This is a genomic window from Bacillus xiamenensis (genome assembly GCF_000300535.1).
Classification (GTDB): Bacteria; Bacillota; Bacilli; order Bacillales; family Bacillaceae; genus Bacillus; species Bacillus xiamenensis.
The window spans coordinates 35,204-58,598 of record NZ_AMSH01000009.1 but is presented as its reverse complement, the minus strand read 5'-3'; the positions used below and the strand labels follow the sequence as shown (position 1 = coordinate 58,598).

At 39.6% G+C, this 23,395-nt stretch carries 38 protein-coding genes and 1 pseudogene; all 39 read right to left on the bottom strand.

The genetic code is table 11. The annotated features are described in order from the left end of the window. Window positions 1-14: 14 nt before the first annotated feature. The gene (locus BA1_RS05545) at window positions 15-1,055 is read right to left on the bottom strand and encodes a hypothetical protein (protein WP_008356557.1); all 1,041 of its coding nucleotides are present in this window, start codon (window positions 1,053-1,055) and stop codon (window positions 15-17) included. A 32-nt stretch (window positions 1,056-1,087) separates the two neighbouring features. Continuing rightward, on the bottom strand, window positions 1,088-2,326 hold the full coding sequence (locus tag BA1_RS05540) for an MFS transporter (RefSeq protein ID WP_008356556.1): 1,239 nt from the start codon (window positions 2,324-2,326) through the stop codon (window positions 1,088-1,090). A gap of 216 nt (window positions 2,327-2,542) precedes the next feature. Beyond that, window positions 2,543-3,520, bottom strand: coding sequence for an HD domain-containing protein (locus BA1_RS05535; protein WP_008356555.1), 978 nt, complete (start codon window positions 3,518-3,520; stop codon window positions 2,543-2,545). Next, complete coding sequence (locus BA1_RS05530) at window positions 3,504-4,013, bottom strand: CYTH domain-containing protein (RefSeq protein ID WP_008356554.1); 510 nt, start codon at window positions 4,011-4,013, stop codon at window positions 3,504-3,506. Before BA1_RS05530 ends, BA1_RS05535 begins: the two co-directional genes overlap by 17 nt. A 1,060-nt stretch (window positions 4,014-5,073) precedes the next feature. Beyond that, window positions 5,074-5,466 carry a 30S ribosomal protein S9 gene (gene rpsI / locus BA1_RS05525; protein ID WP_008356553.1) on the bottom strand — a complete coding sequence of 131 codons (393 nt, stop codon included), beginning with the start codon at window positions 5,464-5,466 and terminating at the stop codon, window positions 5,074-5,076. Between the two features lie 20 nt (window positions 5,467-5,486). Then, window positions 5,487-5,924, bottom strand: coding sequence for a 50S ribosomal protein L13 (rplM, locus tag BA1_RS05520; RefSeq protein ID WP_003217042.1), 438 nt, complete (start codon window positions 5,922-5,924; stop codon window positions 5,487-5,489). Window positions 5,925-6,088: 164 nt separating this feature from the next. Beyond that, a complete protein-coding gene (truA, locus tag BA1_RS05515; RefSeq protein WP_008356552.1) occupies window positions 6,089-6,832 on the bottom strand; it encodes a tRNA pseudouridine(38-40) synthase TruA in 744 nt (247 codons plus the stop codon). A gap of 11 nt (window positions 6,833-6,843) precedes the next feature. Then, window positions 6,844-7,641 carry an energy-coupling factor transporter transmembrane component T family protein gene (locus tag BA1_RS05510; RefSeq protein WP_034738449.1) on the bottom strand — a complete coding sequence of 266 codons (798 nt, stop codon included), beginning with the start codon at window positions 7,639-7,641 and terminating at the stop codon, window positions 6,844-6,846. Then, window positions 7,638-8,507: an energy-coupling factor ABC transporter ATP-binding protein gene (locus tag BA1_RS05505; RefSeq protein ID WP_008356550.1), complete on the bottom strand. Its 870-nt coding sequence runs from the start codon at window positions 8,505-8,507 to the stop codon at window positions 7,638-7,640. Before BA1_RS05505 ends, BA1_RS05510 begins: the two co-directional genes overlap by 4 nt. Beyond that, the gene (locus BA1_RS05500) at window positions 8,483-9,325 is read right to left on the bottom strand and encodes an energy-coupling factor ABC transporter ATP-binding protein (protein ID WP_008356549.1); all 843 of its coding nucleotides are present in this window, start codon (window positions 9,323-9,325) and stop codon (window positions 8,483-8,485) included. Before BA1_RS05500 ends, BA1_RS05505 begins: the two co-directional genes overlap by 25 nt. Before the next feature lie 124 nt (window positions 9,326-9,449). Next, complete coding sequence (gene rplQ, locus BA1_RS05495; protein ID WP_003216944.1) at window positions 9,450-9,812, bottom strand: 50S ribosomal protein L17; 363 nt, start codon at window positions 9,810-9,812, stop codon at window positions 9,450-9,452. A 75-nt stretch (window positions 9,813-9,887) separates the two neighbouring features. Then, window positions 9,888-10,832: a DNA-directed RNA polymerase subunit alpha gene (locus BA1_RS05490; RefSeq protein ID WP_003217009.1), complete on the bottom strand. Its 945-nt coding sequence runs from the start codon at window positions 10,830-10,832 to the stop codon at window positions 9,888-9,890. 175 nt (window positions 10,833-11,007) lie between these two features. Further along, window positions 11,008-11,403: a 30S ribosomal protein S11 gene (rpsK, locus tag BA1_RS05485; RefSeq protein WP_008356548.1), complete on the bottom strand. Its 396-nt coding sequence runs from the start codon at window positions 11,401-11,403 to the stop codon at window positions 11,008-11,010. A gap of 20 nt (window positions 11,404-11,423) precedes the next feature. Then, complete coding sequence (gene rpsM, locus BA1_RS05480) at window positions 11,424-11,789, bottom strand: 30S ribosomal protein S13 (protein WP_003217023.1); 366 nt, start codon at window positions 11,787-11,789, stop codon at window positions 11,424-11,426. A gap of 21 nt (window positions 11,790-11,810) precedes the next feature. Then, window positions 11,811-11,924, bottom strand: a complete 114-nt coding sequence (gene rpmJ, locus BA1_RS05475; RefSeq protein ID WP_003156543.1) for a 50S ribosomal protein L36 — start codon at window positions 11,922-11,924, stop codon at window positions 11,811-11,813. A 31-nt stretch (window positions 11,925-11,955) separates the two neighbouring features. Then, window positions 11,956-12,174: a translation initiation factor IF-1 gene (infA, locus tag BA1_RS05470; protein ID WP_003217190.1), complete on the bottom strand. Its 219-nt coding sequence runs from the start codon at window positions 12,172-12,174 to the stop codon at window positions 11,956-11,958. Next, window positions 12,152-12,457, bottom strand: a pseudogene (locus tag BA1_RS19390) (KOW domain-containing RNA-binding protein). The gene infA and the pseudogene BA1_RS19390 overlap by 23 nt, the downstream one beginning before the upstream one ends. Window positions 12,458-12,484: 27 nt before the next feature. Then, the gene (gene map, locus BA1_RS05465) at window positions 12,485-13,231 is read right to left on the bottom strand and encodes a type I methionyl aminopeptidase (protein WP_007496338.1); all 747 of its coding nucleotides are present in this window, start codon (window positions 13,229-13,231) and stop codon (window positions 12,485-12,487) included. Continuing rightward, the gene (locus tag BA1_RS05460; RefSeq protein ID WP_008356547.1) at window positions 13,228-13,881 is read right to left on the bottom strand and encodes an adenylate kinase; all 654 of its coding nucleotides are present in this window, start codon (window positions 13,879-13,881) and stop codon (window positions 13,228-13,230) included. The genes map and BA1_RS05460 overlap by 4 nt, the downstream gene beginning before the upstream one ends. A 55-nt stretch (window positions 13,882-13,936) precedes the next feature. After that, the gene (gene secY / locus BA1_RS05455; RefSeq protein WP_008356546.1) at window positions 13,937-15,229 is read right to left on the bottom strand and encodes a preprotein translocase subunit SecY; all 1,293 of its coding nucleotides are present in this window, start codon (window positions 15,227-15,229) and stop codon (window positions 13,937-13,939) included. 1 nt (window position 15,230) lies between these two features. Then, window positions 15,231-15,671: a 50S ribosomal protein L15 gene (gene rplO, locus BA1_RS05450; protein ID WP_008356545.1), complete on the bottom strand. Its 441-nt coding sequence runs from the start codon at window positions 15,669-15,671 to the stop codon at window positions 15,231-15,233. 30 nt (window positions 15,672-15,701) lie between these two features. Next, window positions 15,702-15,884, bottom strand: a complete 183-nt coding sequence (gene rpmD / locus BA1_RS05445) for a 50S ribosomal protein L30 (RefSeq protein WP_003217067.1) — start codon at window positions 15,882-15,884, stop codon at window positions 15,702-15,704. A gap of 13 nt (window positions 15,885-15,897) precedes the next feature. Beyond that, the gene (gene rpsE, locus BA1_RS05440; protein ID WP_007496332.1) at window positions 15,898-16,398 is read right to left on the bottom strand and encodes a 30S ribosomal protein S5; all 501 of its coding nucleotides are present in this window, start codon (window positions 16,396-16,398) and stop codon (window positions 15,898-15,900) included. A 24-nt stretch (window positions 16,399-16,422) separates the two neighbouring features. Then, on the bottom strand, window positions 16,423-16,785 hold the full coding sequence (gene rplR / locus BA1_RS05435; protein WP_008356544.1) for a 50S ribosomal protein L18: 363 nt from the start codon (window positions 16,783-16,785) through the stop codon (window positions 16,423-16,425). A 32-nt stretch (window positions 16,786-16,817) separates the two neighbouring features. Beyond that, the gene (gene rplF / locus BA1_RS05430) at window positions 16,818-17,354 is read right to left on the bottom strand and encodes a 50S ribosomal protein L6 (protein ID WP_008356543.1); all 537 of its coding nucleotides are present in this window, start codon (window positions 17,352-17,354) and stop codon (window positions 16,818-16,820) included. Window positions 17,355-17,385: 31 nt separating this feature from the next. Next, the gene (gene rpsH, locus BA1_RS05425; RefSeq protein WP_007496327.1) at window positions 17,386-17,784 is read right to left on the bottom strand and encodes a 30S ribosomal protein S8; all 399 of its coding nucleotides are present in this window, start codon (window positions 17,782-17,784) and stop codon (window positions 17,386-17,388) included. A 31-nt stretch (window positions 17,785-17,815) separates the two neighbouring features. After that, a complete protein-coding gene (gene rpsN, locus BA1_RS05420) occupies window positions 17,816-18,001 on the bottom strand; it encodes a 30S ribosomal protein S14 (RefSeq protein ID WP_008356542.1) in 186 nt (61 codons plus the stop codon). Window positions 18,002-18,023: 22 nt separating this feature from the next. Further along, window positions 18,024-18,563 (bottom strand): 50S ribosomal protein L5, encoded by a 540-nt coding sequence (rplE, locus tag BA1_RS05415; protein WP_008356540.1) that lies wholly within the window; start codon window positions 18,561-18,563, stop codon window positions 18,024-18,026. Between the two features lie 25 nt (window positions 18,564-18,588). Continuing rightward, complete coding sequence (gene rplX / locus BA1_RS05410) at window positions 18,589-18,900, bottom strand: 50S ribosomal protein L24 (protein ID WP_008356538.1); 312 nt, start codon at window positions 18,898-18,900, stop codon at window positions 18,589-18,591. Between the two features lie 35 nt (window positions 18,901-18,935). After that, the gene (rplN, locus tag BA1_RS05405) at window positions 18,936-19,304 is read right to left on the bottom strand and encodes a 50S ribosomal protein L14 (RefSeq protein WP_003216882.1); all 369 of its coding nucleotides are present in this window, start codon (window positions 19,302-19,304) and stop codon (window positions 18,936-18,938) included. A gap of 39 nt (window positions 19,305-19,343) precedes the next feature. Next, window positions 19,344-19,607, bottom strand: a complete 264-nt coding sequence (gene rpsQ, locus BA1_RS05400; RefSeq protein WP_003216906.1) for a 30S ribosomal protein S17 — start codon at window positions 19,605-19,607, stop codon at window positions 19,344-19,346. A gap of 25 nt (window positions 19,608-19,632) precedes the next feature. Then, window positions 19,633-19,833: a 50S ribosomal protein L29 gene (gene rpmC, locus BA1_RS05395; RefSeq protein ID WP_003217155.1), complete on the bottom strand. Its 201-nt coding sequence runs from the start codon at window positions 19,831-19,833 to the stop codon at window positions 19,633-19,635. After that, window positions 19,823-20,257 (bottom strand): 50S ribosomal protein L16, encoded by a 435-nt coding sequence (gene rplP / locus BA1_RS05390; RefSeq protein ID WP_003225801.1) that lies wholly within the window; start codon window positions 20,255-20,257, stop codon window positions 19,823-19,825. Before rplP ends, rpmC begins: the two co-directional genes overlap by 11 nt. Window position 20,258: 1 nt before the next feature. Further along, complete coding sequence (rpsC, locus tag BA1_RS05385; protein ID WP_003217241.1) at window positions 20,259-20,915, bottom strand: 30S ribosomal protein S3; 657 nt, start codon at window positions 20,913-20,915, stop codon at window positions 20,259-20,261. 3 nt (window positions 20,916-20,918) lie between these two features. Further along, window positions 20,919-21,260, bottom strand: coding sequence for a 50S ribosomal protein L22 (gene rplV, locus BA1_RS05380; protein WP_007496316.1), 342 nt, complete (start codon window positions 21,258-21,260; stop codon window positions 20,919-20,921). A 17-nt stretch (window positions 21,261-21,277) separates the two neighbouring features. Continuing rightward, window positions 21,278-21,556 (bottom strand): 30S ribosomal protein S19, encoded by a 279-nt coding sequence (gene rpsS, locus BA1_RS05375; RefSeq protein WP_003216920.1) that lies wholly within the window; start codon window positions 21,554-21,556, stop codon window positions 21,278-21,280. A 57-nt stretch (window positions 21,557-21,613) separates the two neighbouring features. Further along, window positions 21,614-22,447: a 50S ribosomal protein L2 gene (gene rplB, locus BA1_RS05370; protein ID WP_008356534.1), complete on the bottom strand. Its 834-nt coding sequence runs from the start codon at window positions 22,445-22,447 to the stop codon at window positions 21,614-21,616. Between the two features lie 28 nt (window positions 22,448-22,475). Continuing rightward, on the bottom strand, window positions 22,476-22,763 hold the full coding sequence (gene rplW, locus BA1_RS05365) for a 50S ribosomal protein L23 (protein WP_008356532.1): 288 nt from the start codon (window positions 22,761-22,763) through the stop codon (window positions 22,476-22,478). Next, window positions 22,763-23,386 carry a 50S ribosomal protein L4 gene (rplD, locus tag BA1_RS05360; protein ID WP_008356530.1) on the bottom strand — a complete coding sequence of 208 codons (624 nt, stop codon included), beginning with the start codon at window positions 23,384-23,386 and terminating at the stop codon, window positions 22,763-22,765. Before rplD ends, rplW begins: the two co-directional genes overlap by 1 nt. Between the last annotated feature and the right edge of the window lie 9 nt (window positions 23,387-23,395).

The window sequence follows — 23,395 nt, the reverse complement described above, 5'->3', positions numbered from 1 at the left end:
TTTTCAAAACTAATCTAAACCCCCTCCTTCTCAAAAAATAAGGTTTTATAGTGCCAATTATGTTCATTAAAATTATTTAATATATCAATAGTTTTTATTAATCTACCCGCATATACAACGTAGTCTACATGTTTAAGTGATTCATAAGCCTTTGGAAATAACCCAATTTTCAACACATTAACATTCATTGATTCTTTTATGCGTGCTTCTGCTAACTTTATACTTCCACCTGTATATATTTTATCTATGATAACTATAGAATTAGTTTTTGTTAAAGTAGGATAAATAATATTGAATTCACACTTCTTATAAATTTGATTAGGATCATTCTGGCGATGAATTTCGGTAAAATATATATTCGCATCTTGCGTAGAATTGATATATCCCAAGGATAAGGGAAGACCAGCAGTTAGAATAAATAACTTAGATTCAGCAATTTGAGAAATATCTGACCAAACTCTATGATTTTGATATATCTTATTTAAATTAAATAATTTTATATTCGAGTAAGAGTTCTCTGATATTATAATTTCTTTATATTTATTAATAAGGTTCTCATATTGTGCCCTTGCAACACTAGAAGCACTATCAATACTCCTAATTTGATGTATACCTCTGGCATTATATAAATCTAAACACACTTTCGAATAAATATTCATTCTTTCATACACTTCATTGAGAACTTCTGTTTTAAAATTAATTAACTCTTCTTTTGTTGGACCGTTAATAGCTATTTCACTCTTTAAATTATCACCATAGATTCTAGTGAAGTTTGTATTCTTTATTTTCTCTCCTAGTAAAGAATTAATCAGATCAAAGCATTCTATAATAGTCTCGTTATCGCAGAGATTCAATGGATATTCTGGATTACTTAAATCACATAACATAACTTCCGGATATCTTAATATATAATTAATTTCCTGAATTCCACATCCATTTCTTAAAGCTTCATTTACTTTTTCTCTACTGGTTGTTTTTATTCCGTTAACTGTTCTGTTATAGTGAGCCATACTTTTTAAAGTTACTGGAGATATATCATTTATTGTCATTTTCATTCTCACATCTCCTTTATTGTATTTAATATTATCTATTCTATATCCATTGCAGTTTCAGAGTTTATTTGCAAATCATTTTTATTAAAAAAAGGGACTGAAAAAATAGATATTGCTATCAAAATTACAGAGATATAAAAAAACAAAGATGTAGTTCCTATTTGACCATTGAATAATGTGGCGGCAATTGTACATAATGGAGCTATCACAGAATAAATCGCCCAATTAAAACTTTCTACTCTTCCAATATAGTTCTCATCCACCAATTGCATTATCAGGCTTTTTCTACACGCACTCTCCATTAAAATAGATACTCCTAACAAAAATAGGCCAATTGCAGCAATGAAAAATGAACCTGCGATAGAAATTATTAGAAACCCTATTCCCATTATAAAAAAACTAAATGTGATTAATTTTTGCGGATTTACATTATTTACAAACGTCATCAACACACCTATAAACAGAGCCCCTATCGCAAAAATTGCATCTAACATTCCATATGCATCTACACCTAATCCCAATGATTGATTCGTATAAACACTTAGTAGAGAATTGATTATTTGTATAATAGCAGCAGGTAGAATTCCTATTAAAAATAAGTATACTAGAACTTTTTTGTTAAATATGTATTTCAAACCTGAGAGAAAATCTTTTAAAAAGTAATCTATAACTAATTTTGATCCTTTAATGGATTCTGGCTTGTTATGGATGTATTTCACATTCAATAGAATTAAAGCAGAGACTAAAAATGTTGCTCCATCTATTAAAAAAACAATCATGATAGAGTAGTTGGCTATTAATAATCCTGCTACACCGGCACCAACAATAGTTCCTAATTGTAACATTGAACTATTTGCACTTATTACTTTTAAAAACAGTCTTTCTTGTACCACACTTTTTACAACACCTGAAAAAGCCGGATAAAAAAAGTTATTAGATATAGATATCAGTATAGTCAATAAATATATAACATATATATTCATTTCATTCAGTAAGTACATTAAAGGTATTATCAACACAAAAACACATCTTAAGACATCCATACTAATGACTATTTTTTTCCTATCAAATCTATCTGCAATTACCCCTGTAAAAGGAAAAGTCAACAACGTAGGAAGTGTTGTTAATATTACTAACAATGCTACTGACATTGGATTCCCCGTATACTGATAAATTAACCAGGATACTGCAATAAAATGCATTCCATTCCCAATAAAGGTTATCCCTGAAGAGAAAATTAAAAGCATAGATTCTTTACTTTTCCATATATTCATTTTAATCCCTCCCGACCCACATATTAAAAGTATAATAGTTCACCACTTTTTGTCAATATCTAATTATTAAAATTATCAAAAAATTTAAACTTTAGGAAATTTTACATCTATTATTATTTTTTGTGCAGTTATAATGGAAATCAACTAAAAGATAAGAGCTATGAATTCATAACAAAGAGCCCGAAAACTAAATTCAGGGCTTTTTGTTATATTATTCTAATTTTTAACTTTTATATATATTCCTTTCTCCGCTCTATATTTTGCTTCTTTGTTTTTTTGATGAACTTTGGGAGAGAGCTTAGAAGCTTTTAATAATCCAGCTTCTGATTGTACTAAAGGATCTATTATCCTTAGTTTATTTCTATGAAAAATATCATAATCATCCTTGAAACTACTTTTTAAGGATTTGTTGTTACTAATTTCATTTAATAAACTTTGCACATATGAATCATTACTCTCTTTAAAACATTCCATAATCTCATCATCAGTAGTTAACAATTGTTCCAGACGAACAATCTTATTTTTTATTGTATATTTCAAAATTCTCTTTATTATATCGTTTATATATACATTTAGTGGATTTAAAAAGTAGTCTATTACTTCTTTGTAATATAATTCTACAAACCACTCTGCTTGATCAATATCGTTTATGTAAATTATACCATTTTTAACTCTTAAACTATTAATGAAGTTATCCACTTCAAACGAAGTTATATTTCCATGGCGATACATATCCCTTAAAGTGTAATCAATTCTATCGGCACATAGATGAGGGGCTTTTCTTTCCAATAAACTGTATTCACGATTATCCAATAATAATTCCTTATACAAGTAACCATCTTTATTTAAAATATTAGATATTTCTGAATTTTCAATTACATACTTATATATTAATTCGTGTATATCTTCATTTTCATTATTAAACACATAATCAATTACATGCGAAAAAGTCGTATGAGATATATCATGAAGTAAGGCTGCGATTTGTTCTTCTTTTTGTCCCCCTAATTTTTTTACTAAAAGCATTACACCTAATGAATGTTCATATCTATTTACATTCCAGCTCTTATTTATAAGGTAACCGGCCCCACCTTGGTGTACACCTTTTAATCTTTTAATCTCCTTTGTATTTAATAAATCAATAAAAATATCTTCCAGAATAAACTCCCCGTATAATTCATCTATGACTTTCATGAATTTTACCATCTTCTCTTTGCTGTTGTATATCCTGCCAAAGATTTTGATTTTTAAATTTTTTATTGTAAGTTATATCCTGTCCAAACCATTCAAGTCCATGATATTTACTTGCTTCTATTTCTGATTCAAATTCAATTTCTACAGTCATTAAATTAGACACAGGATAATTTAAATAAACATCCAAATCATAACATTGATTTTCAATTTCAAATCTTGTTCTTTTCTTAATTAAAGGAGTTACTTTTTTATCTATTAATAATTGTTGATAACTTTCTTTAGATATTTCAATTTCGAACTCATTCCTTGTTAAGCCACTCCCCTTTTTTATAGTCAAAACAAACTGCTCAAAATCTGGATTAATAATCTTTCTTAGTCGTACTTCTTCTTTACCTATTGCCAAATATGTTTGGTGTATCTCCCTTGAATCCCCTATTGATAAATATTCTGGAATTTCACTGACGATATATTTTTTTTCCACTTCTTTTTTCATTTTTCACCAATACCTCCAATATCAAGAGTGTGTTGTTAAATTATTTTAAAACTTCTTGTAAAATTTTTCAACATCTAAGCTAACTAGATACTGATTTTTTTAACAAGTACATACTCAAGATTTTTTCTTTCTTTAAGTTTCGACTGAAAATGTTAAAAGTAGGTATTAGATGAGTTAACGCTTTTCTAAAAATTCTAATAATAACCTTCTGTTGCCTACAGTCTTACTCATTTCTTTATATGAATGTCATTATAGATTAGAGCAATAGGAAAGCTGATCTTTAGGCATTCTATAAGAATGAAAATTATTAAGTAGAATTCAATGAATCATGTCACCTGAACTAAAAAGTGAAAATGAATATAATGCAGAAGAGGAGAATTAAGATGCTTTCAGAAAACGATTCAGGACGATGACAGGCTTGTACTTTCGAATACTCACCTTCACAGTATTGAACATGGGGTTAAGGCATACCTTGCATTGAAAGGGCATTGGTTTTGTTCATAAAAAATCAGTTTAAAAAGACACTGATTCACGTGAACGAAAAAAGCAGATTCAGACATCAAAAAAGAGGCTTCTCAACGTATTGTTAGCGTAATTTGAAAAACCTAGAAATTTTAAAAAAATGGCGTGGAAAGCAACTACAACGCTATTGACGTTACAACTTAGCTACTCCTTTTCAACCTGATAATAAACAACCATTCTTTTCAGTCTATTATTAGTCAAAGCATTAAATGGATTATTGTCGACTGCATACTTAAATGGAAAGGTCAAGCGAATTTATCTAAATAATTCTGAGCATCACAAAAAATACCCATGCATTCGGTATACATATGCTATTTTTTGTTTGCAGCCAATGCTCCCATTAAAGATATACAAACCCAGTTCGATAAAATTACAAAGGATTTTATCACTCATATGACCGTTGAAGTGACAGAAAAACAGCCAAGATGATCCAAATGATAACTTGGAATAATCAAGGAGTATTCAATTTCATATTTGGACATAAAAAACCTCTTTGCTCAATATGAGCAAAGAGGTTGAAAATTGATATACCAAGTGATTAACGTTTCGAGAACTGAGGAGCTCTACGTGCGCCTTTAAGACCGTATTTCTTACGCTCTTTCATACGAGAGTCACGAGTAAGAAGTCCAGCACGTTTAAGTGGTGTACGGAACTCAGGATCTACTTCTAGAAGAGCACGAGAGATACCGTGACGAATTGCTCCAGCTTGACCAGAGAATCCACCACCGTGAACATTTACAAGAACATCGTAGCTGTTAGCTGTTTCTGTGATGTTCAAAGGCTGTTTCACGTCTTCGATTAAAGCAGCGAATGGAATGTATTCAGTAATTTCACGATTATTAACGACGATACGGCCTTCACCTGGAACTAAGCGAACGCGCGCTACAGAACTTTTACGACGACCTGTACCGTAATATTGAACCTGTGCCAAATTGTTAACCTCCCTTATAATTAACCGCGAAGTTCGTAAACTTCAGGTTGTTGTGCTTGATGTGGATGCTCAGAACCACGATACACATTTAATTTTTTGAACATTTGACGACCTAGTGGACCCTTTGGAAGCATACCTTTGATAGCAAGCTCCAACATTTTTTCAGGGTAGTTTGTACGCATCTCAAGAGCAGTTCTTTGTTTCAAACCACCTGGGTGCATTGTGTGACGGTAGTAAATTTTGTCCGTCAATTTCTTACCAGTTAATTCGATTTTCTCAGCATTGATGATGATGACGTGATCACCTGTATCAACGTGTGGTGTATAAGTTGGTTTGTGCTTACCGCGCAAAAGTGATGCTACTTCAGTAGAAAGACGTCCTAGAGTCTTGCCTGCCGCATCAACCACTAGCCATTTGCGCTCAATTGTGCTTGCGTTCGCCATTGGTGTTGTACGCATGAGTTTCCCTCCTAAATAAATCAATGAATTTTCCTGAATCAAATGCTACGTTCTATTTCAAAACACAGATAAGTCTTCCGGGGCTTATTTGTGGGGTTGAAATACATACCATATGATATCTTATAACTTTCTGCTTCCTGTGTCAAGAACATGTTACACCTGGTTTAGTTGTCATAGAAAACTTCCCATAAATACAGTCCGTGACTGGGCGCAGTCTTGCCTGCCGCTTCGCGATTTCGGGCGGCAAGCATGGCTTTTATCTCCTCAGGGTGAAATTTACCAGCACCGATTTCAAGTAACGTGCCGGCCATAATTCGCACCATGTTGTATAAAAAGCCACTTCCTCTCACACGCATTTCTAGCCCGTCTGAGACGTTTTTCCACTCGAGGGCGTAAATAACCCTCACCTTGTCCTGAACCTCTGTATTGGCCGCACAAAAGCTTGTGAAGTCATGTGAGCCAATCAGATACTCAGCTGCTTCTCTCATTTTGTCGACATCCAGTGGATAAGGATAGTGGCAGGCATACTGTCGCGTGAACACATTTTGGTGCGTTTCCGTTGAGACCTTGTAACGGTACTCCTTTGAAGCAACACCAAACCTGGCATGAAACGACTCATCCACTTCCTCAGCCTTTAGAACACGAATGTCATCTGGCAGCAAGCTATTGAGGGCAAAAGGCCACCTCTCCATCGGGATAGCGAGCGGGGTATCGAAATGGATGACCTGTCCCTTTGCATGAACACCACTGTCCGTCCGGCCAGAAGCCACAATCGGAATCAGTTCGTCCTGTTTATGCATTTTTGCAAGGGCAGACTCTATCTCCGTCTGAACAGTTCGCTGCCCTGGCTGCACCTGATAGCCTTTAAAATGGGTTCCATCGTATGATACAGTGCATTTTACTTTCATCTAGGCATCACCTAATTTCTAAGCAGCACAAGGAGTGCTGTTAACAGGATGAATAGAAGCAACGTGAACGTGTCCTTCATACCCCAGACAAGCTGACGGTATTTCGTCCGTCCTTCTCCTCCGCGGTAGCCTCTCGCTTCCATCGCAGTCGCCAATTCCTCCGCACGTTTAAACGCACTGACGAAAAGCGGAACAAGCAACGGAACAATCGCTTTTAGACGATCTTTCACTGGTCCGCTTGTAAAATCAACACCTCTTGCCATTTGTGCTTTCATGATTTTGTCTGTTTCTTCGAGTAAAGTCGGAATAAATCGAAGGGAGATAGACATCATAAGAGCAAGCTCATGAACAGGTAGCTTGATTTTACGGAAAGGATGTAGCAGCTTCTCCATACCGTCTGTCACTTCAATAGGCGTTGTGGTCAGCGTAAGAAGTGTTGTCATCATGATGAGATAGACAAAACGGAGTGAAATGAATATCCCCTGCTTTAGACCTTCTTCATAAATATTCAAGAAACCAAAGTGAAACAGCAAAGCGCCATCCTTTGTCATGAAGATGTGCAGAATAAAGGTAAACAGGACAATCCATAGGATCGGTTTCATTCCTTTGAGAATAAAGTACAGCGGCACCTGAGACACCATCACCACAAGGATCGTAAAGACACCTAAAAGCCCGTAAGTGATGTAATTATTAGCAAAAAAGACAATAAAGACGAAAAAGAAAATTGATAACAGCTTTGTCCTTGGATCAAGACGATGGACAAAGGATGAACCTGGCACATATTTGCCGATAATCATACTATCCATCATGATGTCGTTTCCTCCTGATAAAGAGCTGTTAAGGCTTCTGCCATTTCATCCATAGTCAGAAGCGGCCTTGGAAACGTGATACCTAGCTTTTCTTCGATAGCCTGCTGGAATTTAATCGTTTCAGGGAGATCGAGACCGAAAGAAGACATATCTGTACGATTGGCAAATAGCTCTCTCGGCGTACCTGTCGCCTTCACTGTTCCTTTATGCATGACAATCATTTGATCCGCATAATGGGCAGCATCCTCCATACTGTGTGTCACAAGGATCGTGGTCAGGTTTGCTTTTTGATGAAGCTCATAGAACATGTCCATGATTTCTTTCCGCCCGCGTGGATCTAATCCTGCAGTCGGCTCATCAAGCACAAGCACTTCCGGCTCCATCGCTAGAACACCTGCAATCGCTACACGTCTCATTTGTCCCCCACTTAATTCAAACGGTGATCGAGATAGTAAGGATTCAGGAAGGCCTACAAGTTTTAGCATTTCCTTTGCCTTGGCCTCTGCCTTCTCCTGGGGAACGCCGAAATTCATCGGACCAAAGCAGATATCCTTCAGAATCGTCTCCTCAAAGAGCTGGTGTTCAGGAAACTGAAACACGATGCCTACTTTTTTTCGAAGAGATTTCAAATCCTTCTGCTTTTTATTGGCTTGTAAGACGGTATTTCCAAGCGCAATGCTCCCTTTCGTTGGTTTGAGCAATCCATTTAAGTGCTGCAGCAATGTAGACTTGCCAGAACCCGTATGACCAATGACAGCGACATAGCTGCCTTCTTTGATGGAAGCATTGACATCATACAAAGCGAGACGCTCAAACGGCGTTTTCATTTGATAACGATGCTCTAATTCTTTGATCGTAATGTCCATAGCTCTTTCACCAATCCTTCTTGTGTCAAATGGGCATTTGCAAGTGGCACACCTTGCTGCTTCAATTGCTTGCTCAACCGATAGGAAAATGGCAGATCAAGTCCAATCTGAACCAGCTGTTCATCTAGTTCAAATACTTCCTCTGGTGTTCCCTCAGCAAATTTCTTCCCACCATTCATCACAATAACGCGGTCTGCCTTCGCAGCCTCGTCTAAATCATGTGTGATGGAAATGACTGTGACTGTTCCTTGTTCCTTCAGTAGTCTAACAGTCTCTAACACTTCTTCACGGCCAATCGGATCAAGCATTGATGTTGCTTCATCCAAGATCATGATGTCAGGGCTTGCGGCAAGCACTCCTGCAATGGCTACTCTCTGCTTTTGCCCGCCTGATAGATGGTGCGGCTCTTGATCAAGAAACTCCTGCATATTGACCTGTTTAACAGCCCAATCTACACGTTCTATCATCAATTCCCGCTCAACCCCGTTATTTTCTAAACCAAAAGCCACATCATCACGAACCGTTGAGCCAACGAATTGGTTATCTGGGTTTTGAAAGACCATGCCTACCTTTTTACGAATATCCCAAACACTTTCTTCCTTCAGCTCAATCTCACCAACCTTGACCGTTCCAGCATCCGGTAAAATGAGCCCATTCAGTACACGGGCAAGTGTGGATTTACCAGAACCGTTATGGCCAACAATGGCAAGCCATTCATTTTGATTCACATGCAATGACACTTGATCTAAAGCGGGCTTGTCCGCATCTTTGTGATAACGAAATACAATGTCTTTTACGTCAATTAGTGTCTTCCCCATCTCTACCGGACCTCCTCTCAGCTCAACCTCTACTTTGCTTATTCCTAAAAAGCCGTAGTATCTAAAAAAGGGCATAGATCCAGTTATGAACTGTCCCGCCCTTTCTTAGATACACGATATGTGATTAAACTAATTCAATGACAGCCATTGGTGCGCCATCGCCGCGACGAGGTCCAAGCTTCATGATACGAGTGTATCCACCTTGGCGATCTTCGTAGCGAGTTGCAACGTCAGCGAATAATTTTTGAAGTGCATCTTGGTTTGTTTCAGCGTTAGCTACTTCATTACGAATGTAAGCTGCAGCTTGACGGCGAGCATGAAGATCTCCGCGTTTGCCAAGAGTGATCATTTTTTCAACTACAGAGCGAAGTTCTTTCGCACGTGTTTCAGTTGTTTCGATGCGTTCGTTGATGATCAAATCAGTCGTTAGGTCACGAAGCATTGCTTTACGTTGTGCACTAGTGCGTCCTAGCTTTCTGTATGCCATGTGATGTCCCCTCCTTAATTAGAGATACTGTATGAATAAAAAACACACGAAAATCCTAGTTCACAATGAAACTAGTCAATCGTCTTTACGAAGACCCAGTCCAAGTTCTTCTAGTTTCGCTTTCACTTCTTCAAGAGATTTACGTCCAAGGTTACGAACTTTCATCATATCCTCTTCTGTCTTGTTAGCAAGCTCTTGAACAGTATTAATACCCGCACGCTTCAAACAGTTGTAAGAACGAACAGAAAGATCAAGCTCTTCAATTGTCATTTCAAGCACTTTTTCTTTTTGGTCTTCTTCTTTTTCAACCATGATTTCTGCATGCTGAGCTTCGTCAGTTAACCCAACGAAAATATTCAAGTGTTCAGTTAAAATCTTAGAACCTAGAGCGATCGCTTCTTTCGGTCCTGTGCTTCCATCAGTCCATACATCTAGTGTTAGTTTATCATAGTTTGTGATTTGCCCAACACGGGTGTTCTCCACTTGATAAGTCACACGGGATACAGGTGTATAGATTGAGTCGATCGGAATCACGCCGATAGGCTGATCGTCTCTTTTGTTTGCATCAGCAGGATTATACCCGCGACCTCTTTGTGCAGTCAAACGAACACGGAAGCTCGCATTTTTGCCAAGAGTTGCGATGTGAAGATCTGGATTTAAGATTTCAATATCGCTGTCGTGTGTAATATCAGCAGCTGTTACAGTTCCTTCATCTTGTACATCAATTTCAAGCGTCTTCTCTTCTTCAGAGTAGATTTTGAGTGCAAGCTTTTTAATGTTTAAGATAATCGTTGTAACATCTTCAACCACGCCTTCGATCGTTGAGAATTCGTGTAAGACACCATCTATCTGGATCGATGTTACAGCTGCACCAGGAAGTGAGGATAAAAGGATACGACGAAGGGAGTTCCCTAAAGTGGTACCATATCCACGCTCAAGTGGCTCTACGACAAACTTGCCATACTTGGCATCGTCGCTGATTTCAACCGTTTCGATTTTTGGTTTTTCAATTTCGATCATCTAATAAAACCCTCCTTCAAAACGTCGAAACCTCGAATAGAATCATATGAGATTCCATCCGAAATTCCTCATTGTTTAGTCCCGTATGTGCTCAGGCAACGAGTCGTGTATTCGTCTCATAAATAACTGTATCATAACCCATTATTGACAGGGACACAAAATCTATACAAACAAATTACACGCGGCGACGTTTTGGTGGACGGCATCCGTTATGAGGAACTGGAGTTACGTCTCTGATTGCTGTAACTTCAAGACCTGCAGCTTGAAGCGCACGGATTGCAGCTTCACGACCAGAACCAGGACCTTTAACAGTTACTTCAAGTGTTTTAAGACCATGTTCAATAGAACCTTTAGCAGCAGTTTCAGCAGCCATTTGTGCAGCGAAAGGAGTAGATTTACGAGAACCTCTGAATCCTAATGCACCAGCACTTGACCAAGAAATTGCGTTTCCATGAACATCAGTAATCGTTACAATCGTGTTGTTGAAAGTGGAACGGATATGAGCGATTCCAGCTTCAATATTCTTTTTCACGCGACGTTTACGCGTATTTGATTTACGAGCAGCAGCCATTCTTTAACTACCTCCTTTACTTATTTTTTCTTGTTAGCTACAGTACGACGCGGACCTTTACGAGTACGCGCGTTGTTTTTTGTGTTTTGTCCACGAACAGGAAGTCCTCTACGATGACGGATTCCGCGGTAGCTTCCGATTTCAATTAGACGCTTAATGTTAAGTGAAACTTCACGACGAAGGTCACCTTCTACTTTAAGTTTGTCAATGATATCACGGATTTTACCAAGTTCGTCTTCAGTTAGATCGCGAACGCGAGTGTCTTCAGAAACACCTGCTTCTTTAAGGACTTGTTGCGCAGTCGTACGACCAATTCCAAAAACATATGTTAAAGAAATGACAACACGCTTATCACGTGGAATATCTACACCAGCAATACGAGCCATGATTTGGGCACCTCCTTGTTATTAGCCTTGTTTTTGTTTATGTTTTGGGTTTTCACAGATCACCATTACTTTTCCTTTTCTGCGAATCACTTTACATTTTTCACAGATAGGTTTAACAGATGGTCTCACTTTCATGTGTTTCCAACCTCCTTCTTCCGGAGTTGCTTTATTTGTAACGGTACGTAATTCTACCACGAGTTAAGTCATATGGAGATAATTCTACCGTAACTTTGTCTCCAGGTAAAATGCGAATGAAGTGCATACGGATTTTTCCTGATACATGAGCCAAAACTGTATGACCATTCTCTAGTTCGACTTTGAACATTGCATTTGGCAAAGTTTCTGCTACAGTACCTTCCACTTCAATTACATCGTCTTTCGCCATTCAAGTGTTCTCCCTTCTTCAAATCAGTAACTTGCTCTCTGATAAATGTCCAAATGAGATCATCTCAATTGTTCATCTATCACCCGACCTGTTTTGAATATACTGTTCTGAACTTCCGGAGATACGCAATCATAAAAGGTTAAATGATTGATATTTTTTCTTAGGAGAATGAATTTACGCTTTTCTCCGTCTGCGATTAGTACATGGCAGGCATCGAACATGCCGATGACAACTGTATACTGATCTTGTTCTTTCTTTGGACTATACAGACAACCTGCCCGATTTGGGCCTGAAAGGCTTCAGTGAAGACCTAAATCTTAGTCAGTATATCAAAACCTGTATCTGTAATCGCAATCGTATGCTCAAAGTGAGCACACTTTTTCCCATCAACCGTTACAACCGTCCAGTTATCAGCCAGTGTTTTCACATATCGGCTGCCTGCGTTCACCATCGGTTCGATGGCCAACACCATTCCAGGTTTTAGCCGTGGGCCTTTGTTCGGCGGACCATAATGAGGAATTTGAGGGTCCTCATGAAGATCCTGTCCGACCCCATGTCCAACATATTCTCTAACAACTGAGAAATTCTCACCTTCAACATACGTTTGTATGGCATGGGAAATGTTTGACAGACGTTCACCTGGCTTTGCTTCCTGTAAGCCCTTATATAGAGATTCCTCTGTGACTTCCAGTAGTTTGCGGTCCTCATCACTGATTACCCCAACTGGATAAGTCCAAGCAGAGTCACCATGATAGCCATTTAACTTTGCGCCGATATCGATACTAATGATGTCTCCATCACGTAAAACCCGTTTACCAGGAATACCGTGAACGAGTTCTTCATTCACCGAAACGCAAATGCTCCCGCGAAAACCATTATACCCTTTAAAAGATGGGATTGCACCCTGCTTTGTAATAAAACGTTCGGCAATTTGATCCAATTCTTTTGTCGAAATACCTGGTTTTATGTGTTTCTTCAGCTCTTCATGAGTCAGTGCGACAATGCGTCCAGCTTCTCTCATAATTTCAAGCTCGCGAGGAGTTTTACAGATAATCATTTATTTAATCCCCCAAGCAGGTCCTTGATATCAGCGTAAACATCGTTAATGTGCTTCGCACCATCAATGTTTACAAGATATCCTTTTTCTGAATAGAAGTTCAGTAAAGGTTCAGTCTGCTTTAAGTTTACTTCAAGTCTAGTCGAAACGGTTTCTGCATTATCATCTGCACGTTGATAAAGCTCGCCTCCACACTTGTCGCAAACATTTTCTTTCGCAGGTGGATTGAATACTAAATGATAAGTTGCTCCGCAATTTTTGCAAATTCTTCGGCCAGTCAGACGCTCCATCAAAGCATCTTTATCGACTTTAATATTAATGACATAATCAATCGTTCTGCCAAGGTCCTTTAGAATGTCTTCTAAAGCTTCAGCCTGAGCGACTGTTCGCGGAAATCCGTCCAGAAGAAAACCTTGTTCACAATCATTCTTGCCAAGTCTTTCTCTAACAATACCGATTGTGACCTCATCAGGAACAAGCTCTCCTTTATCGATAAAGGATTTTGCTTCGAGCCCAAGTTGTGTCTCCTCTTTCATAGCAGCACGGAACATATCTCCTGTTGAGATATGAGGGATCCCATAATCATCAACAATTCGTTCTGCCTGAGTGCCTTTACCAGCACCCGGAAGCCCCATTAAGACTAAGTTCATTTCGGATTTCCCCTTCCTTACTTAGAGGAGTTGGGCAGAAGCCCAGCCCTCTGTTTTATTTCATAAATCCACGGTAGTTTCGTTTCACTAATTGGCTTTCAAGCTGTTTCATCGTTTCAAGTGCAACACCTACAACAATGAGAAGACTTGTGCCGCCAATTTGTGCAGCGGAAGGTAATCCAGCGAATTGAATGAAAAAGATAGGAAGTATTGAAATCACGGCTAAGAAAATGGCGCCCACAAACGTGAGTCGGTACAAAATGCTCGTAATTCTATCTTGAGTCATTTTCCCTGGACGAACTCCCGGGATATAGCCACCCTGCTTTTGCAGATTTTCAGCCATTTGTTCAGGGTTTACTTGGACAAAGGCATAAAAATATGTGAAAGCAACAATCAGTGCTACATAAATCGTCATACCGATTGGCTTAGTATAGTCAAAGTTGTTAGTTATCCAGGTTGTCACATTATTTGTTCCGAAGAACGATGCGACCGTCTGCGGAGTAATAATGAAAGAAACGGCAAAGATGACTGGAATCACCCCTGCTGGATTCACTTTCAACGGAAGATGCGTTGCTTGACTAGCAGACATTTGTGCACGGCCATTTCCTTTTGAATATTGAATTGCAATCTTTCTCACTGCCATTTGAATGTAAATAACACCGATAACAATGACAAGAATAGCAATTACAATAAGGGCAATTTTAAGGATTTGCATGAACAGCTGTCCATCTCCACCTACAAATTGCTGAGCGTACACTTGTTTTAATGTTTGAGGGATACCTGCGATGATTCCGGCAAAGATAATAATCGAAATACCGTTACCAACACCGTGAGCAGTAATCTGCTCTCCCAGCCACATTAAAAATGCTGTACCCGCAGTGAGTACGACCGCAATTAAGAGATACGTTGAAACACCTGGGTTTTCAATCAGCAAGCCTCCTGCCATATTGTTGAATCCATATGACATTCCTATCGCCTGGATAAATCCTAGAACAATTGTAAAATACCTTGTGAATTGTGCTAATTTTCGGCGGCCAACCTCTCCTTGCTTTGACCACTCAGTAAACTTCGGAACAACATCCATCTGCAAGAGCTGGATGATGATCGAAGCCGTGATATACGGCATAATCCCCATTGCAAGAATGGAGAATTGGAAAAGTGCCCCGCCCCCAAACGTGTTGAGGATTCCGAAAACACTCATTTGATCCTGTGCCTGGAGAACTTCTGCGTTCACATTAGGCACAGGGATGAAAGCACCTATACGAAAGACGACTAACATTAATAGAGTGAATATAATCTTATTCCGTATATCTTTCACGCGCATAAAATTGGAGATTGTCTTAAACAAGTTAGATCACCTCGGCTGTACCGCCAGCAGCTTCAATCGCTTCTTTAGCAGAAGCAGAGAATTTATTGGCTTTTACAGTTAATTTTTTCTCTAATTTACCGTTGCCAAGAATTTTTACTCCTGCTTTTAACTTGCTTATTGTACCAGTCTCTAGAAGAAGTTCAGGAGTGACTTCCGTTCCTTCGTCAAAACTGTTTAATCTGTCTAAGTTGATTACCGCATAATCTTTACGGTTAATGTTTGTAAAACCACGTTTTGGAAGGCGTTGGAATAAAGGCATTTGACCACCTTCGAATCCAGGGCGTACACCGCCTCCAGAACGAGCGTTTTGACCTTTATGACCTTTACCAGAAGTTTTACCGTTACCTGATCCAATACCACGACCAACACGGTTGCGTACTTTACGTGAACCTTCTGAAGGCTTCAATTCATGAAGTTTCATTTGGGCACCTCCTTATCGATTAAAAATGTATTATTGTTCTTTAACAGAAACTAAATGAGACACCTTGTTAATCATGCCGCGGATCGCTGCATTGTCTTCATGTACGACTGTTTGGTTTGTTTTCTTAAGACCAAGAGTACGAACAGTGACACGCTGATCTTCTGGGCGACCGATTACACTGCGTTTGAGGGTAATTTCTAATTTATTTGCCATTATTGTTCCCTCCTTATCCTAACAGGTCTTCTACAGATTTTCCACGAAGCTTCGCTACATCTTCAGCACGTTTAAGTTCACTTAAACCTTGAAGTGTTGCGCGGATCATGTTGATCGGTGTATTAGAACCTAGAGATTTAGAAAGGATATCAGCTAGACCAGCAAGCTCAAGTACCGCACGCACTGGGCCTCCAGCGATAACTCCTGTACCTTCTGAAGCAGGCTTCAATAGAACGTTTCCTGCACCGAATCGACCGATGATTTCATGTGGAATTGTAGTTCCAACCATTGGTACTTCAATTAAATTCTTTTTCGCGTCTTCAACAGCTTTACGGATCGCTTCTGGTACTTCTTGTGCTTTACCAGTACCGAATCCTACATGACCGTTTTTGTCACCGACAACAACTAAAGCTGCAAAACGGAAACGACGTCCACCTTTAACAACTTTCGCTACGCGGTTAACCGTAACTAAGCGTTCTTCTAACTCTAATTTGCTTGGGTCAATACGACTCATTCGGATGTGTCCCTCCTTCTTTTATTAAAATTTCAGTCCAGCCTCACGAGCAGCTTCAGCTAGAGCTTTTACACGTCCATGATATAAGTATCCTCCGCGGTCAAATACCACGTTAGAGATGCCTTTTTCAACAGCACGTTTTGCAACAAGTTCGCCAACTTTCGTAGCAGCTGCAGTGTCAGAACTATTCTCGATCTTTAACTCTTTATCAAGAGTAGAAGCACTTACAAGTGTTACACCGTTAACATCATCAATTACTTGAGCGTAGATATTCTTGTTAGAACGGAAAACGTTAAGGCGAGGTCTTTCAGCAGTACCTGAAAGTTTCGCACGAACACGAGCATGTCTTTTAAGACGAGTAGCGTTTTTGCTAGTTTTCGTAATCATCCGAGTCACTCCTTTCTTCACTTTAAGCGATCTTACTTACCAGTTTTTCCTTCTTTACGGCGAACGAATTCACCTTCGTAACGAATTCCTTTACCTTTGTAAGGCTCTGGAGCACGGACAGCGCGGATGTTAGAAGCTAGAGCTCCTACACGCTCTTTATCGATACCTTTAATGATTACTTTCGTTTGAGATGGAACTTCGATTTCAACTCCAGCCTCAGGTACGATTTCAACTGGGTGAGAGTATCCAACGTTAAGAACAAGTTTGTTTCCAGATTTAGCTGCACGGTAACCGACACCGATAAGTTCTAAACCTCTTTCGAAACCTTTAGATACACCTTCAACCATGTTAGCAATCAAGCTACGTGTTGTACCATGTAATGCACGGTGTTCTTTATTTTCAGACGGACGGCTTACAGTTAAGACGTTGTCCTCAATTTTAATTTCCATATCAGGGTGAAATGTACGAGTTAGTTCACCTTTTGGTCCCTTTACTGTCACTGTGTTGTCGTTGTTTGTCACAGTTACTCCTGAAGGGATCTCGATTAGTTTTTTACCTATACGAGACATACCAAGCACCTCCATTCATCTTAAACTTTTTTTACCATACGTAAGCAAGTACTTCTCCACCAGCTTGTTTAGCACGGGCTTCTTTGTCCGATAAAACGCCTTGTGATGTAGAAATAATTGCGATTCCAAGTCCGTTAAGTACACGTGGTACTTCATTTGATTTCGCATATACGCGTAAACCAGGTTTACTGATTCTTTTAAGACCAGTGATAACACGTTCGTTGTTTTGACCGTATTTAAGGAACAAACGGATAATACCTTGTTTGCTGTCTTCGACGTACTCAACGTCACGGATAAAACCTTCACGCTTTAAGATTTCAGCAATTTCTCTTTTGATTTTTGAAGCCGGTACTTCTAGCTTCTCATGACGTACCATGTTCGCATTGCGAATACGAGTCAGCAAATCTGCAATCGGATCTGTCATAACCATTATTTAATAACCTCCTTCCCATTTATGGGGATTACCAGCTGGCTTTTTTAACGCCAGGAATTTGTCCTTTATATGCAAGTTCGCGGAAACAAATACGGCAAAGTTTAAACTTACGAATAACTGAATGTGGACGTCCACAACGTTCGCAGCGCGTATACTCTTGAACTTTAAACTTTTGTTTGCGTTGTTGTTTCGCAATCATAGACTTTTTAGCCACGATTTCGCCTCCCTTTCATTGATTATTTCTGGAACGGCATACCTACTTGAGTTAATAACTCACGTGCTTCTTCGTCCGTATTGGCAGTCGTAACGATAACGATATCCATACCGCGGACCTTTGTTACTTTATCGTAATCAATTTCTGGGAAGATTAACTGTTCTTTAATACCAAGCGTGTAGTTTCCACGTCCGTCGAAAGATTTCTTAGAAATCCCGCGGAAGTCACGTACACGTGGTAAAGATACAGAAATAAGTTTATCAAGGAAATCATACATGCGCTCTCCGCGAAGTGTTACTTTCGCACCGATTGGCATTCCTTCACGTAGACGGAATCCAGCAATAGACTTCTTCGCACGAGTAACGACAGGTTTTTGACCAGCGATAAACGTTAATTCTTCAACAGCAGTATCGATTGCTTTAGCGTTTTGAACTGCGTCACCAACACCCATGTTGATCACGATTTTTTCGATTTTTGGCACTTGCATTACTGAAGTGTATTCAAACTTAGAAACTAATGCAGGTGTAATTTCTTTTATATACTTTTCTTTAAGGCGGTTCATGAGAAAGACCTCCCTTCCTTATTTACTATTTATCTAGAACTTGCCCAGATTTTTTCGCTACACGGACTTTCTTTCCGTCCTCAACTTTATACCCAACACGTGTCACTTCACCCGTTTTAGGATCAAGCGGCATTACGTTTGATACGTGGATCGGCGCTTCTTGTTCAGAAATTCCGCCTTGAGGGTTAGCTTGGGTTGGTTTAGAGTGTTTTTTCACAAGGTTAATACCTTCTACTAAAACACGTTCCTTTTTAGGGAAAGCAGCAAGGATGACACCTTGTTTACCTTTATCTTTACCAGAGATAACCACTACTTTATCGCCCTTTTTAACATGCATTTAATCGCACCTCCTTGAGTCGCGGATTGTATTCATTAAAGTACTTCTGGTGCTAGAGAAACAATTTTCATATAGTTGTTTTCACGAAGTTCACGTGCTACTGGTCCGAAGATACGAGTTCCACGCGGGCTCTTGTCGTCACGGATGATGACACATGCATTTTCATCAAAACTGATGTAAGATCCATCGTTTCTGCGAGCTCCGCTCTTTGTACGAACGATAACTGCTTTCACAACTTCACCTTTTTTGACAACGCCTCCTGGTGTTGCTTGTTTAACCGTACAAACAATGACATCACCGATGTTAGCCGTTTTACGTCCAGAGCCACCAAGAACTTTAATCGTTAGTACTTCGCGTGCGCCAGAGTTGTCAGCTACTTTTAAACGAGTCTCCTGTTGAATCATTAATGTTACCTCCCTTCGGAAAAAGAAATCCGAACTTTATTAGATAATAACAGCTTCTTCGACAACTTCAACTAGACGAAAGCGTTTAGTCGCAGATAATGGACGAGTTTCCATGACCTTTACGATGTCTCCGATTTTTGCTTGGTTGTTTTCATCATGTGCTTTGAACTTTTTAGAGTATCTTACACGTTTGCCATAAAGTGAATGCTTTTTGTATGTTTCAACAACAACAGTGATGGTTTTATCCATTTTGTCAGAAACAACACGACCTTGATACACTTTACGTTGGTTACGTTCGCTCATGTTTGCGGGGCCTCCCCTCTAATTATTATTTATTAGCAGCGATTTCTCTTTGACGAATCACAGTTTTCATGCGTGCGATTGATTTACGCACTTCACGAATGCGAGCAGTGTTTTCAAGCTGCCCAGTCGCTAATTGGAAACGAAGATTGAAAAGTTCTTCTTTAAGAGACTTTACTTTTTGTTCAATTTCAGCAGTGGTAAGGTCACGAATTTCATTAGCTTTCATTTGATTCACCACCAATTTCTTCACGTTTTACGAACTTCGTTTTAATTGGCAATTTGTGAGATGCAAGACGAAGAGCCTCACGAGCCACTTCTTCAGACACACCAGAAATTTCAAATAAAACTTTGCCCGGTTTTACTACAGCTACCCAGCCTTCTGGAGCACCTTTACCGGAACCCATGCGGACCTCTAGAGGTTTAGCTGTGTATGGCTTAGAAGGGAAAATTTTGATCCAAACTTTACCGCCACGTTTCATGTAACGAGTCATAGCAATACGAGCAGCTTCGATTTGACGGTTAGTGATCCATGAAGCTTCAAGGGCTTGGATACCGAACTCACCGAAATGTACTTCAGTGCCGCCTTTTGCACGACCACGCATTTTTCCACGATGTTCTCTGCGATACTTCACGCGTTTTGGCAATAACATATTATTTTCCTCCTTCCGCAGTATTCTTCTTAGTTGGAAGGACTTCTCCACGATAGATCCATACTTTTACGCCAAGCTTACCATAAGTAGTATCAGCTTCAGCAGTAGCATAGTCGATGTCAGCACGAAGTGTGTGCAATGGAACAGTACCTTCACTGTAATATTCAGAACGAGCAATATCTGCACCGCCAAGACGACCAGAAACCATTGTTTTGATTCCTTGTGCTCCAGCACGCATTGTGCGTTGGATTGTTTGTTTTTGTGCACGACGGAATGAAATACGATTTTCAAGTTGACGAGCGATGTTTTCAGCAACTAGCTGAGCATCAAGATCTGCTCTCTTGATTTCAAGAATGTTGATGTGTACACGTTTGCCAGTTAGGCTGTTAAGAGCTTTACGAAGTGCTTCAACTTCAGATCCGCCTTTACCAATGACCATACCTGGTTTAGCCGTGTGGATTGTGATATTTACGCGGTTTGCAGCACGTTCGATTTCTACTTTAGAAACAGACGCGTCAGACAAACGCTTGCTGATGAATTCACGGATTTTCAAGTCTTCATGTAAGAAGTCAGCGTAATCTTTTCCTGCGAACCATTTAGATTCCCAATCACGAATGACGCCAATACGAAGACCTACTGGATTTACCTTTTGACCCACGGATTATCCCTCCTTCTTTTCTGATACAACGATTGTAATGTGGCTAGTACGTTTGTTAATTGCGCTCGCACGACCCATAGCACGTGGACGGAATCTCTTAAGTGTTGGACCTTCGTCAACGAATGCTTGAGTAATCACTAGGCTGTTAGCGTCCAACTCGTAGTTGTGCTCAGCGTTTGCGATAGCAGATTTTAATACTTTTTCAATAATTGGTGAAGCAGCCTTAGGTGTAAGGTTTAAGATAGAAACTGCTTCTCCTACTTGCTTACCTCGGATCAGGTCCATTACTAGACGTGCTTTACGAGGAGCAATACGGACTGTTCTTGCGACAGCTTTAGCTTGCATTTAAAAGCCTCCTCTCATTAGCGTCTTGTTTTTTTATCGTCACTAGCATGACCTTTGTAAGTACGGCTTGGTGCGAATTCGCCCAATTTGTGACCTACCATATCTTCAGAAATGAAAACAGGTACATGTTTGCGTCCGTCATAGACAGCGATTGTGTGACCGATGAATTGTGGGAAAATTGTAGAACGACGAGACCAAGTTTTTACGACTTGCTTTTTGTCAGTTTCATTCAATTTCTCGACTTTAGCCATCAAATGATCATCAACAAATGGTCCTTTTTTTAAGCTGCGAGCCATTGTGGAACCTCCCTTCGTGATTGAACTACGGTCCTAAATGAACCGTAGACAACCCCGTTACTTATTTTTACGACGACGTACAATGAATTTATCAGACTTGTTGGTTTTCTTACGAGTCTTGAATCCAAGAGTCGGTTTACCCCATGGAGACATTGGTGATTTACGTCCGATTGGAGCGCGTCCTTCACCACCGCCGTGTGGGTGATCGTTAGGGTTCATTACAGAACCACGAACTGTTGGGCGAACGCCTTTCCAGCGAGAACGTCCAGCTTTACCGATGTTGATTAGTTCGTGTTGTTCGTTTCCAACTTGACCGATAGTCGCACGGCAAGCAGAAAGGATCATGCGAACTTCACCTGAGTTCAAGCGTACAAGAACGTATTTACCTTCTTTACCAAGAACTTGAGCAGAAGTACCAGCAGAACGAACTAATTGTCCACCTTTACCTGGTTTTAATTCAATGTTATGCACAACTGTACCAACTGGGATGTTGATAAGTGGAAGAGCATTACCTGGTTTGATGTCAGATTCTGGTCCAGAAGTGACTTCAGTACCAACTTGAACTCCTTTTGGAGCAAGAATGTAACGCTTCTCACCATCTGCATAGTTTACAAGAGCGATGTTCGCTGAACGGTTTGGATCATACTCGATTGTAGCAACGCGTCCAGGTATACCGTCTTTATCACGCTTAAAGTCGATGATACGGTATTGACGTTTGTGTCCGCCACCTTGATGACGAACAGTTAATTTACCTTGGTTGTTACGTCCGCCTTTTTTGTGAAGCGGCGCAAGCAACGATTTTTCTGGTTTGTCAGTCGTGATTTCAGCAAAATCTGAAGTAGTCATGCCACGACGACCATTACTGGTTGGTTTATACTTTTTAATCGCCATTTTGAATTTCCCTCCTTCTTTTTAAGATTTATGCTTCAAAAATTTCGATTTCTTTGCTGTCAGCAGTTAATTTCACGATCGCTTTTCTGCGACGGCTAGTCATACCAGTGTAGCGTCCAACGCGTTTAGATTTTCCTTTGTAGTTTTGAACGTTGACTTTCTCAACTTTCACTCCAAAGATTTCTTCAACAGCGTCTTTCACTTCTGTTTTGTTAGCTCTGATATCAACTTCGAACGTGTACTTCTTCTCTGTCATTAGATCAGCAGAACGTTCAGTAATGATAGGGCGCTTTAGAACATCACGAGGATCTTTCATTATGCAAGTCCCTCCTCTACTTTTTCAACCGCTGCTTTAGTGATCAGAAGTTTGTCGTGGTTGACAACGTCAAGAACGTTGATACCTTTAGCTTCAACAACTGTTACTCCAGGGATGTTACGAGCAGATAAAGCAATTGTTTCGTTTGCATCCGCAGTGACGATCAACGCTTTCTTCTCAACAGATAATCCCTTAAGGATGCCTGCGAATTCTTTCGTTTTCACTGCATCAAGAGTAAGATCTTCAAGAACGATGATGTTGTTGTCGATTACTTTAGATGACAATACTGACTTGATAGCCAAGCGGCGAACTTTTTTAGGTAATTTATAAGAATAGCTGCGTGGTGTTGGACCGAATACGATACCGCCTCCGCGCCATTGTGGTGAACGGATAGAACCTTGACGAGCACGACCAGTACCCTTCTGTCTCCAAGGCTTACGACCTCCGCCACGTACTTCAGAACGAGTTTTTACTTTGTGAGTTCCTTGACGTAAGGAAGCTCTTTGCATAAGAATAGCATCGAATACTACGCTTTCGTTTGGCTCGATCCCAAACACAGAAGCGTTTAATTCGATTTCACCGTTAGTAGAACCGTTTTGGTTAAATAATGCTACTTTTGGCATGACTTGTTT

What these genes read in the sequence shown, in the direction of transcription:
- BA1_RS05545 (WP_008356557.1), bottom strand. Translation starts at nt 1,055, where the DNA reads ATGAAAATGACAATAAATGATATATCTCCAGTAACTTTAAAAAGTATG.
- BA1_RS05540 (WP_008356556.1), bottom strand. Translation starts at nt 2,326, where the DNA reads ATGAATATATGGAAAAGTAAAGAATCTATGCTTTTAATTTTCTCTTCA.
- BA1_RS05535 (WP_008356555.1), bottom strand. Translation starts at nt 3,520, where the DNA reads ATGAAAGTCATAGATGAATTATACGGGGAGTTTATTCTGGAAGATATT.
- BA1_RS05530 (WP_008356554.1), bottom strand. Translation starts at nt 4,013, where the DNA reads ATGAAAAAAGAAGTGGAAAAAAAATATATCGTCAGTGAAATTCCAGAA.
- rplM (WP_003217042.1), bottom strand. Translation starts at nt 5,924, where the DNA reads ATGCGTACAACACCAATGGCGAACGCAAGCACAATTGAGCGCAAATGG.
- truA (WP_008356552.1), bottom strand. Translation starts at nt 6,832, where the DNA reads ATGAAAGTAAAATGCACTGTATCATACGATGGAACCCATTTTAAAGGC.
- BA1_RS05510 (WP_034738449.1), bottom strand. Translation starts at nt 7,641, where the DNA reads ATGATGGATAGTATGATTATCGGCAAATATGTGCCAGGTTCATCCTTT.
- BA1_RS05505 (WP_008356550.1), bottom strand. Translation starts at nt 8,507, where the DNA reads ATGGACATTACGATCAAAGAATTAGAGCATCGTTATCAAATGAAAACG.
- BA1_RS05500 (WP_008356549.1), bottom strand. Translation starts at nt 9,325, where the DNA reads ATGGGGAAGACACTAATTGACGTAAAAGACATTGTATTTCGTTATCAC.
- rplQ (WP_003216944.1), bottom strand. Translation starts at nt 9,812, where the DNA reads ATGGCATACAGAAAGCTAGGACGCACTAGTGCACAACGTAAAGCAATG.
- BA1_RS05490 (WP_003217009.1), bottom strand. Translation starts at nt 10,832, where the DNA reads ATGATCGAAATTGAAAAACCAAAAATCGAAACGGTTGAAATCAGCGAC.
- rpsK (WP_008356548.1), bottom strand. Translation starts at nt 11,403, where the DNA reads ATGGCTGCTGCTCGTAAATCAAATACGCGTAAACGTCGCGTGAAAAAG.
- rpsM (WP_003217023.1), bottom strand. Translation starts at nt 11,789, where the DNA reads ATGGCTCGTATTGCTGGTGTAGATATTCCACGTGATAAGCGTGTTGTC.
- rpmJ (WP_003156543.1), bottom strand. Translation starts at nt 11,924, where the DNA reads ATGAAAGTGAGACCATCTGTTAAACCTATCTGTGAAAAATGTAAAGTG.
- infA (WP_003217190.1), bottom strand. Translation starts at nt 12,174, where the DNA reads ATGGCGAAAGACGATGTAATTGAAGTGGAAGGTACTGTAGCAGAAACT.
- map (WP_007496338.1), bottom strand. Translation starts at nt 13,231, where the DNA reads ATGATTATCTGTAAAACTCCTCGCGAGCTTGAAATTATGAGAGAAGCT.
- BA1_RS05460 (WP_008356547.1), bottom strand. Translation starts at nt 13,881, where the DNA reads ATGAACTTAGTCTTAATGGGGCTTCCGGGTGCTGGTAAAGGCACTCAG.
- rplO (WP_008356545.1), bottom strand. Translation starts at nt 15,671, where the DNA reads ATGAAACTTCATGAATTGAAGCCTTCAGAAGGTTCACGTAAAGTACGC.
- rpmD (WP_003217067.1), bottom strand. Translation starts at nt 15,884, where the DNA reads ATGGCAAATAAATTAGAAATTACCCTCAAACGCAGTGTAATCGGTCGC.
- rpsE (WP_007496332.1), bottom strand. Translation starts at nt 16,398, where the DNA reads ATGAGTCGTATTGACCCAAGCAAATTAGAGTTAGAAGAACGCTTAGTT.
- rplR (WP_008356544.1), bottom strand. Translation starts at nt 16,785, where the DNA reads ATGATTACGAAAACTAGCAAAAACGCTACTCGTCTTAAAAGACATGCT.
- rplF (WP_008356543.1), bottom strand. Translation starts at nt 17,354, where the DNA reads ATGTCTCGTATAGGTAAAAAACTAATCGAGATCCCTTCAGGAGTAACT.
- rpsH (WP_007496327.1), bottom strand. Translation starts at nt 17,784, where the DNA reads ATGGTTATGACAGATCCGATTGCAGATTTGCTGACTCGTATTCGCAAT.
- rplE (WP_008356540.1), bottom strand. Translation starts at nt 18,563, where the DNA reads ATGAACCGCCTTAAAGAAAAGTATATAAAAGAAATTACACCTGCATTA.
- rplX (WP_008356538.1), bottom strand. Translation starts at nt 18,900, where the DNA reads ATGCATGTTAAAAAGGGCGATAAAGTAGTGGTTATCTCTGGTAAAGAT.
- rplN (WP_003216882.1), bottom strand. Translation starts at nt 19,304, where the DNA reads ATGATTCAACAGGAGACTCGTTTAAAAGTAGCTGACAACTCTGGCGCA.
- rpsQ (WP_003216906.1), bottom strand. Translation starts at nt 19,607, where the DNA reads ATGAGCGAACGTAACCAACGTAAAGTGTATCAAGGTCGTGTTGTTTCT.
- rpmC (WP_003217155.1), bottom strand. Translation starts at nt 19,833, where the DNA reads ATGAAAGCTAATGAAATTCGTGACCTTACCACTGCTGAAATTGAACAA.
- rplP (WP_003225801.1), bottom strand. Translation starts at nt 20,257, where the DNA reads ATGTTATTGCCAAAACGCGTGAAGTATCGCAGAGAACATCGTGGAAAA.
- rplV (WP_007496316.1), bottom strand. Translation starts at nt 21,260, where the DNA reads ATGCAAGCTAAAGCTGTCGCAAGAACAGTCCGTATTGCTCCTCGTAAA.
- rpsS (WP_003216920.1), bottom strand. Translation starts at nt 21,556, where the DNA reads ATGGCTCGCAGCTTAAAAAAAGGACCATTTGTTGATGATCATTTGATG.
- rplB (WP_008356534.1), bottom strand. Translation starts at nt 22,447, where the DNA reads ATGGCGATTAAAAAGTATAAACCAACCAGTAATGGTCGTCGTGGCATG.
- rplW (WP_008356532.1), bottom strand. Translation starts at nt 22,763, where the DNA reads ATGAAAGATCCTCGTGATGTTCTAAAGCGCCCTATCATTACTGAACGT.
- rplD (WP_008356530.1), bottom strand. Translation starts at nt 23,386, where the DNA reads ATGCCAAAAGTAGCATTATTTAACCAAAACGGTTCTACTAACGGTGAA.